This is a genomic window from Citrobacter sp. RHBSTW-00887 (assembly GCF_013728095.1).
GTDB lineage: Bacteria > Pseudomonadota > Gammaproteobacteria > Enterobacterales > Enterobacteriaceae > Citrobacter > Citrobacter braakii.
Genome location: NZ_CP056267.1, coordinates 3,234,731 through 3,248,153 on the forward strand (window position 1 = coordinate 3,234,731; position 13,423 = coordinate 3,248,153).

Here is a 13,423-nt window from a genome sequence, read left to right on the forward strand (position 1 = left end):
CCCCTGCAACCCTGATCCCTGACTTTTATCCTAAAAAAACAAAATGCAGACAGTTACGCATTACAGCGCACGGCGGGTTGCGCAGGATGGCAGGCTATTGCAATCAATATGGATGCGCCGTCTCAATGAATAAAAAAGAACTATGGATTAATCAAATCAAGGGGTTATGCATTTGCCTGGTAGTGATTTACCACTCAGTGATCACATTTTACCCGCACCTCACCACCTTTCAGCATCCACTGTCAGAGGTGTTGAGCAAATGCTGGATTTACCTCAATTTGTACCTGGCACCGTTTCGCATGCCGGTGTTTTTCTTTATTTCGGGGTATCTGATCCGTCGCTACATCGATAACGTCCCGTGGACAACCTGCGTGGATAAACGGATCTGGAGTATCGCCTGGGTGCTGGTGCTTTGGGGAGTGGTGCAATGGCTGGCGTTGGTGGCGCTCAATAACTGGCTCGCCCCGCAGCGCGATCTGACCCATGCCGCCAACGCCGCTTATGCGGATTCGATTGCGGGTTTTACCCACGGGATGCTGACCGCCAGCACCAGCCTGTGGTATCTGTACGCACTGATTGTCTATTTTGTTCTGTGTAAAATTTTCAGCCGTTGGGCGATGCCGCTGTTAGCGTTATTTGTGGCGCTGAGCGTGGCGATCAATTTTTTCCCGACCCCGTGGTGGGGAATGAACAGCGTGATTCGCAATTTGCCCTGGTATAGCCTCGGCGCATGGTTTGGCGCAACGCTGATGGCGTGGATCAAGGAGGTGCCCCTGCGCCGTCATGCGGTCATTGTTCTGGGTAGCACAATCGTCGCCGTCGTCGCGTGGCTGGCAAATGTCTCGCTATTGCTTTCTCTCCTTTCCATTGTGTTGATCATGAAGCTGTTTTATCAGTTCGAGCTCCACTTTGGCATGCGCGCGTCCAGTCCGTTAAGCGTGATTGGCGCCAATACCATCGCCATCTACACCACACACCGTATTCTGGTTGAGCTGTTCAGCTTAACGCTTATCCCCAAAATCAATCATGCCGCCTGGCCTGCATACGCGGAGCTGGCCCTGCTACTGGCGTATCCGTTCGCCTGTCTGCTGCTGTGCACCCTGTTTGGCCTGCTGGTGCGTAAGATTTCACAAAAAACCGTGGCCGATCTGCTCTTTTCCCCGCCCTCTTTATCGCTCGCCTCGCGCTAACCCCTACGCGCTTTTTGCCCCCATTCGGGGGCGAATCAATTTGCTTATGAGAAACGATCACGGATAATAAAGAACATTGCTTATCAGATGTATATCTAAACGAGATCCTGACAACCGAATGCCTGAACAACATCGTTACACGCTCCCAACGGGCGCTTCCGATCAGCGCCAGTTGGGTGAGCTTACGGGTGCCGCCTGCGCAACGCTGGTCGCCGAAATCGCCGAACGTCACGCGGGTCCAGTGGTGCTGATCGCGCCGGACATGCAAAATGCTTTGCGTCTGCATGATGAAATTCGTCAGTTTACAGACCAGATGGTGATGAACCTGCCCGACTGGGAAACGCTTCCCTATGACAGCTTTTCTCCCCATCAGGAGATTATCTCCTCACGGCTCTCCACGCTGTATCAACTGCCCGCCATGCAGCGCGGCGTACTGATCGTTCCGGTAAATACGCTGATGCAGCGTGTCTGTCCGCACAGCTATCTGCACGGTCATGCGCTGGTCATGAAAAAAGGCCAGCGGCTTTCGCGCGACGCCTTGCGCGAACAGCTGGACAGTGCTGGCTATCGCCATGTTGATCAGGTCATGGAACACGGCGAATACGCCACGCGTGGCGCATTGTTAGATCTGTTCCCGATGGGCAGCGAATTGCCTTATCGTCTGGATTTCTTTGATGACGAAATCGACAGCCTGCGTCTGTTTGATACTGACACTCAGCGCACGCTGGAAGAAGTCGATGCCATTAATTTGCTGCCCGCACACGAATTCCCGACTGACAAAACGGCCATTGAGCTGTTCCGTAGTCAGTGGCGTGATACGTTTGAGGTAAAACGCGACGCCGAGCATATTTATCAACAGGTCAGCAAAGGCACGTTACCTACGGGGATTGAATACTGGCAGCCGCTGTTTTTCAGCGAGCCGCTGCCGCCGCTGTTCAGCTACTTCCCCGCCAATACGTTGTTGGTAAATACCGGCGATATCGAGACCAGCGCAGCACGCTTCCAGGCCGATACCCTGTCACGCTTTGAGAATCGCGGTGTTGATCCGATGCGCCCGCTTCTGCCACCGGAATCGCTGTGGCTGCGGGTTGATGAGCTGTTTTCTGAACTTAAACGCTGGCCGCGTGTTCAGCTGAAAACCGAGAGTCTGCCGAAGAAAGCGGCGAATACCAACCTCGGGTTCCAGAAGCTGCCGGATATCGCCGTTCAGGCACAGCAAAAAGCACCGTTAGATGCATTACGTAAATTCCTTGAAGGCTTTACCGGTCCGGTAATTTTCTCGGTGGAAAGTGAAGGACGCCGGGAAGCGCTAGGCGAACTGCTCGCCCGCATCAAAGTCGCGCCGAAGCGGATATTGCGACTCGACGAAGCCGTAGACAACGGTCGTTATCTGATGATTGGCTCAGCCGAGCACGGCTTCATCGATAGCAAACGCAATCTGGCGCTGATTTGTGAAAGCGATCTGCTCGGTGAACGTGTGGCGCGTCGCCGCCAGGATTCTCGTCGCACCATCAACCCGGACACGTTAATTCGTAACCTCGCGGAGCTGCATCCCGGTCAGCCAGTGGTGCATCTGGAGCACGGCGTCGGTCGCTATGCCGGTATGACCACGCTGGAAGCAGGCGGCATTACCGGTGAATACCTGATGCTCACCTATGCCAACGACGCCAAACTGTATGTGCCGGTGTCGTCGCTGCATCTGATCAGCCGCTACGCCGGCGGCGCGGAAGAGAATGCGCCGCTGCATAAACTGGGCGGCGATGCCTGGTCACGCGCCCGACAGAAAGCCGCTGAGAAAGTCCGCGATGTCGCGGCAGAGCTGCTGGATATTTATGCCCAGCGCGCAGCGAAAGAAGGCTTTGCCTTTAAGCATGACCGTGAACAGTATCAGCTGTTTTGCGACAGCTTCCCGTTTGAAACCACGCCCGACCAGGCGCAGGCGATCAACGCGGTACTCAGCGATATGTGTCAACCGCTGGCCATGGACCGCCTGGTGTGTGGCGATGTCGGCTTTGGTAAAACCGAAGTCGCGATGCGTGCCGCCTTCCTCGCCGTAGAGAATCACAAGCAGGTTGCCGTGTTGGTACCGACCACCCTGCTCGCTCAGCAGCACTTCGACAACTTCCGCGACCGCTTTGCCAACTGGCCGGTACGCATTGAGATGCTGTCCCGTTTCCGTAGCGCCAAAGAGCAAGCGCAGATTCTGGAGCAGGTTGCCGAAGGTAAAATCGATATTCTCATCGGCACTCACAAACTGCTGCAAGCGGATGTGAAGCTAAAAGATCTGGGGCTGCTGATTGTCGATGAAGAGCACCGTTTCGGCGTTCGCCACAAAGAGCGTATCAAGGCAATGCGCGCGGATGTGGATATTCTGACTCTGACAGCAACGCCAATTCCACGCACGCTCAACATGGCGATGAGCGGCATGCGCGATCTGTCGATCATCGCCACACCACCCGCTCGTCGTCTGGCGGTCAAAACCTTCGTGCGCGAATATGACAACCTGGTGGTACGCGAGGCTATCCTGCGTGAAGTTATGCGCGGGGGACAAGTTTATTATCTCTTTAACGACGTCGAAAATATCCAGAAAACCGCTGACAGATTAGCGGAACTGGTGCCGGAAGCGCGCATTGGTATCGGCCACGGGCAAATGCGCGAGCGCGAGCTGGAACGCGTGATGAACGATTTCCACCACCAGCGTTTTAACGTGCTGGTGTGTACCACCATTATCGAAACCGGGATCGACATTCCCACTGCCAACACCATCATCATTGAACGAGCTGACCACTTCGGTTTAGCGCAATTGCATCAGCTACGGGGTCGTGTGGGACGCTCACATCATCAGGCATACGCCTGGCTGCTAACGCCGCACCCAAAAGCGATGACCACCGACGCACAAAAACGCCTGGAAGCCATCGCCTCGCTGGAAGATTTAGGTGCAGGTTTTGCGTTGGCGACCCACGACCTCGAAATTCGTGGCGCTGGGGAACTGCTGGGCGAAGATCAAAGTGGCTCCATGGAAAGTATCGGTTTCTCACTGTATATGGAGCTGCTGGAAAACGCTGTCGATGCGCTCAAAGAAGGGCGTGAACCGTCGCTGGAAGATCTCACCAGCCAGCAAACCGAAGTCGAACTGCGCATGCCATCGCTTCTGCCGGATAACTATATCCCGGATGTCAACACGCGACTGTCGTTCTACAAGCGCATTGCCAGTGCGAAAGGCGAAACCGAGCTGGAAGAAATTAAGGTCGAGCTGATAGACCGTTTTGGCCTGCTGCCCGACCCGGCCCGGACGTTGCTGGATATTGCCCGTTTACGCCAGCAGGCGCAGAAACTGGGGATCAGAAAGCTCGAAGGCAATGAAAAAGGCGGTACTATTGAGTTTGCCGAGAAAAACCACGTTAACCCGGTCTGGCTAATTGGTTTACTGCAAAAACAACCGCAACACTTCCGTCTGGATGGTCCAACACGCCTGAAATTCATGCAGGAGTTGGGCGAGCGTAAAGCACGGATCGACTGGGTTCGCCAGTTTATGCGCCAGCTTGAAGAGAACGCCGTAGCCTAGCGTCAAGCCGGGTGAGTCCTCCACTCACCCGGCCTGATGAATTTACAAACTCTTTGCACTTCCCTGCACTTCCCGACACTGCAAACCGCCATAATTCTTGTTTACTTTTACATAATAAAAACCACGTAAAAACAATGGATTTATGGTGATGTTAAACAATAAACGACTCTCTCGTTGGTTAGCATTTTTTACGCTTGCCGCGACCTTCGCGTTAGCACTTCCGGCCCAGGCAAATACCTGGCCGCTGCCGCCACCGGGAAGCCGCGTGGTGGGTCAGAATGCCGTTCACGTTGTCGAAGACAATGGCGGTTCTCTGGAAGCGATTGCGAAAAAATACAATGTCGGCTTTCTGGCGCTGCTACAGGCCAACCCCGGCGTTGACCCTTACGTACCACGTCCGGGCAGCGTGCTGACTATTCCGTTACAAACCCTGCTGCCGGATGCGCCACGCGAAGGCATTGTTATCAACCTCGCCGAACTGCGTCTTTATTATTACCAGCCAGGGACAAATTCGGTGACCGTGTATCCTATTGGTATTGGCCAGTTAGGCGGTGACACGCTGACGCCCACAATGGTAACCACCATCTCTGATAAACGTGCCAACCCGACCTGGACGCCTACGGCAAATATCCGCGCGCGATACAAAGCGAACGGGATCGACCTTCCTGCCGTGGTGCCTGCCGGGCCGGATAACCCGATGGGCCATCATGCCATTCGCTTAGCGGCATACGGCGGTGTGTACCTGCTGCACGGAACTAATGCTGACTTTGGCATCGGAATGCGCGTCAGTTCCGGCTGTATTCGTCTACGCGACGGTGATATCGAAACTCTGTTCCGTCAGGTGAAGCCAGGAACCAAGGTCAATATTATCAATACGCCAATCAAAGCATCTGTTGAACCTAACGGCGTGCGCCTGGTTGAAGTACACCAGCCGTTGTCCGAAAAAATCAATGACGACCCGCAATTGCTGCCGATCGTGCTGAACGCATCCATGCAGACGTTTAAGAATGCGGCGCAAACGGACTCTGCCGTCATGGAACATGCGATGGAGATTCGCTCAGGCATGCCGGTCGATGTCACCCGTCATCACGACGTTGCTCAACAACCGCTGTAATTCAGCGCATAAAAAACCCCCGCTGGATTTTATTCCGCGGGGGTTTTTTATTTAACTCGCAGTGGCATTGCGATGGGTTAAATCTTATTTGTAGATAACTGCAGTCCCGTGGAGGGTGTTAGGACCGGTAACAGAAGTAATACGGAAAGACTTCGCCCCCATCTCATCCGCTTTCTGCGCCAGTTGATCTTCCAGAGAACCTAAGTTAGTCCCCGCATTCGCAGAAATAGTACCGACTTTCTGTTGGCCCGCAGGTGTGGCCTGAACTTCAACGGCAGCAAAGCTTGCAAATGAGAGTGAGCTAAGAACAGCAGCAACAAACAGAGTTTTTACGTTTTTCATGATAGTGACCTTTAGCAGATGAATGTGTGTCGCAAAGATTAACTTAACGATCGATAGGTAAATCATAGATGTGATCCAGGTCACACGTCAACATTTTTTTATAATGATCGTTATATAAAATACAAAGAGCTTATTTTTCATATCAATAGCGTTAAATTATTTTTATCGCTAATCCGCTGGAGTGTGCAGTCGAATATTTTTATAATGGTTATTCAATAAACCCAACAAAGGTACATCGGCGCCATGACAACTGAAATGACAGGTTGTGCTAAAAAAAGCCGTGGCCGACCAAAAGTGTTCGACAGGGAAGCCGCGCTTGATAAGGCCATGACACTCTTCTGGCAGCACGGGTATGAAGCGACATCGCTCGCCGATCTCGTAGAAGCAACCGGCGCAAAAGCGCCCACGCTGTATGCGGAGTTCACCAATAAAGAGGGGTTGTTTCGTGCCGTACTGGACCGCTACATCACCCGCTTCGCGGCGAAACATGAAGCCCAGTTATTTTGTGAAGAAAAAAGTCTTGAGTGCGCGCTGGAAGACTATTTCACCGCAATAGCGACCTGCTTTACCAGTAAAGACACCCCGGCGGGATGTTTCATGATTAACACATCCGCGACACTGGCGGCCTCTTCCCGGGATATTGCGCACACGGTGAAATCCCGCCATGCAATGCAGGAACAGACGCTTACCCAGTTCCTTCACCAGCGCCAGCAACGAGGCGAAATTCCGGCCCATTGCGACGTGCAAAAACTGGCCGAATACCTGAACTGTATTTTACAGGGTATGTCGATCAGCGCCCGTGAAGGCGCGACGTTTGAAAAACTGATGCAGATCGCACACACGACTCTGCGACTGTGGCCTGAACTTATCAAAGTTTAACCTTTTCCCGCTATTTTCCCCGCAGTACTGACACCACCGGGAGCTGATTAAGCCCCCGGTTAGATTTCCGCGGATTACCCCTACATTATTCAGTGTTTTCATCATCTTATCCGATCATTTTTTGTAAAATGTATTGATAACAACAATTATTATCAGCAATATTCGCATTTGTTTTAACACCTGTTTCACAATGTAACCATCGGTTTCTCTACCGCCATAACAAAAACAGATCGACTCTTTTTAAAAGGAATACGAATGCATAAGCGTCTCTGGGTGCTCAATCCTCTCTTGTTGTCTTTAACTCTCCCAGCCATCGCGGCTGAGGAAGATAACCTCATCGTCAGTGCCAACCGTAGTCAACGCACCGTGGCAGAAATGGCACAAACGACCTGGGTTATTGAAGGAAGCGAGATTGAACAGCAGGTTCAGGGGGGGAAAGAGTTCAAAGATGTTCTTGCTCAGTTAATCCCAGGAATCGATGTCAGCAGCCAGGGGCGCACAAACTACGGCATGAATATGCGCGGTCGTGCCATCGTAGTACTGATAGACGGTGTCCGTCTGAACTCCTCGCGTACTGACAGTCGCCAACTGGATTCTATTGACCCGTTTAACATCGCACACATTGAAGTCATCTCAGGTGCAACCTCACTGTATGGCGGCGGCAGTACCGGTGGGTTAATCAACATTGTCACCAAAAAAGGCCAGCCGGAGCGTGAAGTAGAACTCGAACTGGGGAGTAAAAGCGGCTTCAATAACAGTAACGATCATGATGAACGCGTTGCCGCGGCGGTGAGCGGAGGAACCGATCGCGCTTCCGGGCGCATGTCCGTCGCGTATCAACGGTTTGGCGGCTGGTATGACGGCAATCACGATGCCCTGATGCTGGATAACACCCAAACCGGCCTGCAGCACTCCGATCGTCTGGACGTGATGGGCACCGGAACGATTGAGCTTGACGACAACCGTCAGTTACAGCTGGTTACGCAGTATTATAAGAGCCAGGGGGACGACGATTACGGACTGGATCTTGGCGAGAACATGTCCGCCGTGACGGGAAACAGTAAGGCTTATACCAGCAGCGGACTGAATTCCGATCGTATTCCCGGCACCGAGCGTCATCTGATCAGCCTGCAGTATTCAGACGCGGATTTCTTCGGCCAGAACCTGGTCAGCCAAATCTATTACCGTGACGAATCGCTGAAATTCTACCCCTTCCCTACGCTAAGCAAAGGCAAGGTCACCAGTTTCTCCGCATCGCAGCAGGACACAGACCAGTTTGGTGCCAAAATCACCCTCAACAGCCAGCTGATGGACAACTGGGAGCTGACGTGGGGTGTCGATGCCGATCACGAAACCTTCGATTCCAATCAGAAATTCTTCGATCTGGCCTGGTCCCTGCCCTCCGGCGGTATGGACAACCGAACCGCTTATACCACCGGGCGTTACCCCGGTTACAGCATCACCAACTTCGCGCCTTTCCTGCAGAACAGCTATGACATTAACGACATCTTTACCCTCAGCGGCGGTGTGCGCTATCAATGGACCGAAAACAGGGTGGATGATTTCGTTGGTTATGCCCAACAACAGGGAATTGCCACCGGCCTGGCAAACTCCGCCGATACCATTCCTGGCGGTAAAACCGATTACGATAATTTCCTGTTTAACGCCGGTATCCTCGCCCACCTGACCGACCGTCAGCAGACATGGTTTAACTTCTCTCAGGGCGTGGAGCTTCCGGACCCGGGGAAATATTACGGTAACGGCACCTATTCCCTGGTTGGCGATCATTACCAGCTCCAGCGCAGCGTCAACGTGGCGGACTCACGCCTGGAGGGGATTAAAGTTAACTCCTACGAACTGGGATGGCGCTACACTGGCGACAGTCTGCGCACGCAGCTGGCCGCTTACTACTCTACTTCGGATAAATCGATCGTTATCAACCGCAGCGATATGACCATTAACGTCCAGCCCGACGATCGCCGTATTTATGGCCTTGAAGGTGCGGTGGATTATTTCATTGCGGATACGGACTGGAGTCTGGGCGGCAACTTCAACGTCATTAAATCGGAAGTGAAGCAAAACGGTAAGTGGCAGAAATGGGATGTCACCCTGGCTTCCCCGTCCAAAGCCACCGCGTGGGTCGGCTGGGCACCTGAACCGTGGACATTGCGCGTACAGAGCCAGCAAACATTTGATCTGACGGACGCCAGCGGCAATAAGCTGGACGGCTATAACACGATGGACTTTATCGGCAGCTATCAGCTCCCGTTGGGTAAACTGACCTTTAGCGTAGAAAACCTGCTGAATGAAGAGTACACCACGCTGTGGGGACAACGTGCGCCACTGCTGTACAGCCCAACCTACGGTAGCCCGTCACTGTATGAATACAAGGGCCGGGGCCGCACCTTTGGTCTGAACTACGCCTTAACCTTCTGATAAAAAAAGCCCCCCAGCCTGAGCGAATGGGGGGCTAATGTTCAGGATAATGCTATTTTACGCTTTGTTATTTAGTACCAACTGTCCGTTGTTATCCAACGGAATTTGCGCGCCGGGGTCCTTATCCATACGGATTTTCCCCTGCTGATCGCCAATTTTGTACGTCACGTCGTAGCCCAGCATTTTTTCAGATTTGTCATACACCGTTTTACAACGCTGCTGCGTAGTAGTGTACGTATCATTTTCTTGCATCGAACCCTGGATCTGGTTACCTGCATAACCGCCGCCTAAAGCACCGGCCACGGTAGCAATATCTTTACCGCGTCCGCCGCCAAACTGATGGCCGATAACGCCACCAGCAACCGCACCCAGCACGGAACCCGCGATACGGTTTTCATCTTGTACCGGCTTACGGTGCGTGACCGTCACGTTCCGACACTCCTGGCGTGGTGTTTTTACCGACTCTTTAATCGGTGTTGCAGAGACAACTTGTGCATACTGTGGGCCACGCTCGAAAACGTTAAGACTGGCCACCGCTGCAACACCCAGCGCAGCAGCTACGCCAATCCCTATACCCGCCAACATAGATTTATTCACGGGACTTCCTCCTTTTTTGCTATTAGCAACAACTTTGCAACAGAAGGTAAGGAATGCCAATCAGATTACGGATGAAAATAGCACGAGGAGGAGCGAAGGCAGGATGATTCGGAGAACTCTGAAGGAAGGCGCCGGATAAGTACAATCATCCGACGCCATAAGCCGTATTAATGCAGTTTCAGACGCGGGCGGATCACCCGGTTAATGCTGCCAACCAGCATCATCAGACCGGTTTTAAAGTAACCGTGCAGAGCAATCTGGTGCATGCGGTACAGTGAGATGTACACAAAGCGCGCAATACGCCCTTCTACCATCATCGAACCACGGGTCAAGTTGCCCATCAGGCTACCCACGGTAGAGAAGTTAGAAAGTGAAACCAGAGAGCCGTGGTCTTTGTACTGATACGCTTTCAGCGGCTTGCCGTTCATCTGCGCCAAAATGTTGTTCATTGCGCAGCTTGCCATCTGGTGCGCAGCCTGAGCGCGCGGCGGCACAAAACCACCTTCCGGGCGAGCGCAGGAAGCGCAGTCGCCAATCGCGTACACGTCGGGATCGCGCGTGGTCTGCAGAGTCGGCTCAACCACCAGTTGGTTAATACGATTGGTTTCCAGACCGCCAATGTCCTTCATAAAGTCTGGCGCTTTGATCCCCGCAGCCCACACCATCAGATCGGCTTCAATGTACTCGCCATCCTTGGTATGCAGTCCGCCTTCATCAGCGCTGGTTACCATCGTCTGGGTCAGTACGCGTACGCCCAGTTTGGTTAACTCATTATGCGCAGCACTGGAAATACGCGGCGGCAACGCAGGCAGAATACGCTCACCGGCTTCTACCAGCGTAACGTTCAGCGCTTCGTTGGTCAGCCCTTTGTAACCATAGCTGTGCAGCTGTTTTACCGCATTGTGCAGCTCGGCTGAGAGTTCAACCCCCGTCGCACCGCCGCCGACAATGGCGATATTTACTTTGCCATTAGCGCCCAGATTCGCGGAATACTTCAGGAACAGATTCAGCATCTCCTGGTGGAAACGACGCGCCTGATGCGGGTTATCCAGGAAAATGCAGTTTTCTTTGACGCCCGGCGTATTGAAATCGTTGGAGGTACTACCCAACGCCATCACCAGCGTGTCATACGGGACTTTGCGCTCAGGAACCAGCAGCTCGCCCTTCTCATCGCGCAGCTCGGCAAGAGTAATGGTTTTCGCTTCGCGATCGATATCCACCACCGAACCCAACTGAAACTGGAAACCGTGGTTACGGGCATGCGCCAGATAGCTCAGCGCATCCACGCCTTCGTCCAGGGAACCCGTCGCGACTTCATGCAGTAACGGTTTCCATAAATGGCTGTGGTTTCTGTCCACCAGCGTGATTTTGGCCTTTTTCTTGCGCCCCAGCTTTTTACCCAGCTGCGTCGCCATTTCCAGTCCGCCAGCACCGCCGCCGACAATCACGATTCTTTTTAATGGTGTAGTCAACGTGACCCCCTTAAATTTATTAACCAATTGTTAATTAAAAGTTATAGGCATAGCCTTTAATTAACAACAAGTTACGATAATGAAAATGTTCTTCGAGAGTGAGAATAACACGAACGGTGCATTGGTCATACCAAAATTGATGTGTATCAAGTTTTGGTGCTGAAAAGATAGACAACACGAACTTTAAGAACAAAAAAACCAGCCCGAAGGCTGGTTATTTACACGTTCATTGAGGATTAACCTAACGTCTTGAACGCTTTGATGCGCTGCAAATGCGGGGAGATATTCTTAAACTTGTGCGTCTGCTCTTCGTCCCAGACTATCTCGTAAAAGTGATGCAGCTCTTCTGACGAACGCTGACTATTGAGCGCTTCATCATGACGTGACAGGATCACCAGGCAGCGATCGCGATTCTTTTCGCGGAAATTGGTCACGCATTTTGTCGCGATATCGGCATACTCTTCAGGCCTGTCGATTTTTCCTTCCATGTTCTCATACGGGAACAGGTTGGGATTAAACACTACCTGACGAATATCACACAGGAAACCAATCCGTTCAGCCCAATATCCCCCGAGCCCCACGCCACAAATCAGCGGACGGTCGTCCACATTAAGCTGCAGCATTTTGTCCACTTCTTTCAGTAGATGCTGCATGTCATGTTTAGGATGCCGCGTACTGTAGCTAATCAGCCTGACATCCGGGTCGATGAACTGCAGCTGCAACACCTTTTCGTGGTTGCCCGGGCTGTTAGAGTCAAAACCGTGTAAATAGATAATCATCGCATCCTCGCCAAACTTGCGTTAATGACCTGCTTTCTCTTCCTGCCAGCGCTCATGAAGCTGGTTGAGCTGGGCGCTTACCGTCTTCCAGCGTGCCGAGTCCATCAGTTCCTGACGTGAAAATGAACCTTTATGATACAAACGTGTAACACGTTCTGCATTGATCGGCGACAGATTATCTAACACACTGACCGCGCCTTTACGATTATTGCAGACCAGGATCATATCGCAACCCGCATCCAGCGATGCCTGACCACGCTCCGCATAGCTTCCCATAATCGCCGCCCCTTCCATCGACAAATCATCGGAGAAAATGACGCCATCGAAACCAAGCTCCTGACGCAGCACCGTTTTCAGCCAGTGTGGCGAACCGCTCGCCGGACGCGGGTCCACGTCACTGTAGATGACATGCGCAGGCATAATGGCATCGAGTTTGTTTTCCGTAATCAACGTCTGGAACACGGACATATCTTTTGCACGAATTTCGGCTTCTGAACGTGGATCGGTTGGGGTTTCTTTATGCGAATCCGCCGTCACTGCCCCATGCCCGGGGAAATGTTTACCGGTAGTTTTCATGCCAGCAGCATGCATACCGTCAATGAAGCGGGTCGCCATAGCCAGCGCTTTCCGCGGATCGGCATGGTAAGAACGTTCGCCAATCGCCGCGCTGATATGCCCCACATCCAGCACCGGCGCAAAACTTATATCTATATCCATTGCGATCATTTCGCTGGCCATTAGCCATCCGGCGTCCTGAGCCAGATTGCCGCCTTCTTCCAGACCGTGCAGCGCCGCAAAGGATTGGGCCGCGGGCAGACGCGTAAATCCTTCGCGAAAACGCTGTACCCTGCCGCCTTCCTGATCTACCGCCACCACCAGATGATTGCGTGATGCCGCGCGAATCTGGCGCACTAATTCACGCAACTGTTCCGGGTCATGATAATTTCGGGTAAAGAGGATCAACCCACCTACCAGCGGATGCGCCAGAATCTCGCGCTCTTCAGCGTCCAGCTCATACCCTTCGACATCCAACATTACTGGGCCCACAC

At 52.7% G+C, this 13,423-nt stretch carries 10 protein-coding genes; 5 read left to right on the forward strand and 5 right to left on the reverse strand.

Annotation, left to right across the window (positions count from 1 at the left end; translation table 11 throughout):
* Positions 1 to 125 precede the first annotated feature (125 nt).
* From HV314_RS15535 to ldtC, 3 genes are all read left to right on the forward strand, one after another.
* Positions 126 to 1,190 carry an acyltransferase family protein gene (locus tag HV314_RS15535; RefSeq protein WP_181546066.1) on the forward strand — a complete coding sequence of 355 codons (1,065 nt, stop codon included), beginning with the start codon at positions 126 to 128 and terminating at the stop codon, positions 1,188 to 1,190.
* A 118-nt stretch (positions 1,191 to 1,308) separates the two neighbouring features.
* Positions 1,309 to 4,755, forward strand: a complete 3,447-nt coding sequence (mfd, locus tag HV314_RS15540) for a transcription-repair coupling factor (protein ID WP_016152681.1) — start codon at positions 1,309 to 1,311, stop codon at positions 4,753 to 4,755.
* 148 nt (positions 4,756 to 4,903) lie between these two features.
* A complete protein-coding gene (gene ldtC, locus HV314_RS15545; RefSeq protein WP_016156209.1) occupies positions 4,904 to 5,869 on the forward strand; it encodes a L,D-transpeptidase LdtC in 966 nt (321 codons plus the stop codon).
* A gap of 84 nt (positions 5,870 to 5,953) precedes the next feature.
* On the opposite strand, the gene bhsA is transcribed toward ldtC, so the two are convergent.
* Entirely contained in the window at positions 5,954 to 6,211 is a 258-nt protein-coding gene (gene bhsA / locus HV314_RS15550) for a multiple stress resistance protein BhsA (RefSeq protein WP_029139491.1), read from the reverse strand.
* Positions 6,212 to 6,454: 243 nt separating this feature from the next.
* Here bhsA and comR point away from each other — a divergent pair, with 243 nt between their 5' ends.
* Positions 6,455 to 7,090, forward strand: coding sequence for a TetR family copper-responsive transcriptional repressor ComR (comR, locus tag HV314_RS15555; RefSeq protein WP_016156207.1), 636 nt, complete (start codon positions 6,455 to 6,457; stop codon positions 7,088 to 7,090).
* A 255-nt stretch (positions 7,091 to 7,345) separates the two neighbouring features.
* On the forward strand, positions 7,346 to 9,526 hold the full coding sequence (locus HV314_RS15560; protein ID WP_181546068.1) for a TonB-dependent siderophore receptor: 2,181 nt from the start codon (positions 7,346 to 7,348) through the stop codon (positions 9,524 to 9,526).
* A 57-nt stretch (positions 9,527 to 9,583) separates the two neighbouring features.
* Here HV314_RS15560 and HV314_RS15565 read toward each other — a convergent pair whose 3' ends face one another.
* The 4 genes from HV314_RS15565 to nagZ form a co-directional block, all read right to left on the reverse strand.
* The gene (locus tag HV314_RS15565) at positions 9,584 to 10,123 is read right to left on the reverse strand and encodes a glycine zipper 2TM domain-containing protein (protein WP_003030814.1); all 540 of its coding nucleotides are present in this window, start codon (positions 10,121 to 10,123) and stop codon (positions 9,584 to 9,586) included.
* Between the two features lie 167 nt (positions 10,124 to 10,290).
* The gene (ndh, locus tag HV314_RS15570; RefSeq protein ID WP_016152676.1) at positions 10,291 to 11,595 is read right to left on the reverse strand and encodes an NADH-quinone dehydrogenase; all 1,305 of its coding nucleotides are present in this window, start codon (positions 11,593 to 11,595) and stop codon (positions 10,291 to 10,293) included.
* 236 nt (positions 11,596 to 11,831) lie between these two features.
* Positions 11,832 to 12,374, reverse strand: coding sequence for an alpha/beta hydrolase YcfP (gene ycfP / locus HV314_RS15575; protein ID WP_003030817.1), 543 nt, complete (start codon positions 12,372 to 12,374; stop codon positions 11,832 to 11,834).
* Positions 12,375 to 12,395: 21 nt separating this feature from the next.
* Entirely contained in the window at positions 12,396 to 13,421 is a 1,026-nt protein-coding gene (nagZ, locus tag HV314_RS15580) for a beta-N-acetylhexosaminidase (protein WP_047359323.1), read from the reverse strand.
* Between the last annotated feature and the right edge of the window lie 2 nt (positions 13,422 to 13,423).

Coding starts and splice junctions, on each gene's coding strand:
- HV314_RS15535 (WP_181546066.1), top strand. CDS start 126: ATGAATAAAAAAGAACTATGGATTAATCAAATCAAGGGGTTATGCATT.
- mfd (WP_016152681.1), top strand. CDS start 1,309: ATGCCTGAACAACATCGTTACACGCTCCCAACGGGCGCTTCCGATCAG.
- ldtC (WP_016156209.1), top strand. CDS start 4,904: ATGTTAAACAATAAACGACTCTCTCGTTGGTTAGCATTTTTTACGCTT.
- bhsA (WP_029139491.1), bottom strand. CDS start 6,211: ATGAAAAACGTAAAAACTCTGTTTGTTGCTGCTGTTCTTAGCTCACTC.
- comR (WP_016156207.1), top strand. CDS start 6,455: ATGACAACTGAAATGACAGGTTGTGCTAAAAAAAGCCGTGGCCGACCA.
- HV314_RS15560 (WP_181546068.1), top strand. CDS start 7,346: ATGCATAAGCGTCTCTGGGTGCTCAATCCTCTCTTGTTGTCTTTAACT.
- ycfP (WP_003030817.1), bottom strand. CDS start 12,374: ATGATTATCTATTTACACGGTTTTGACTCTAACAGCCCGGGCAACCAC.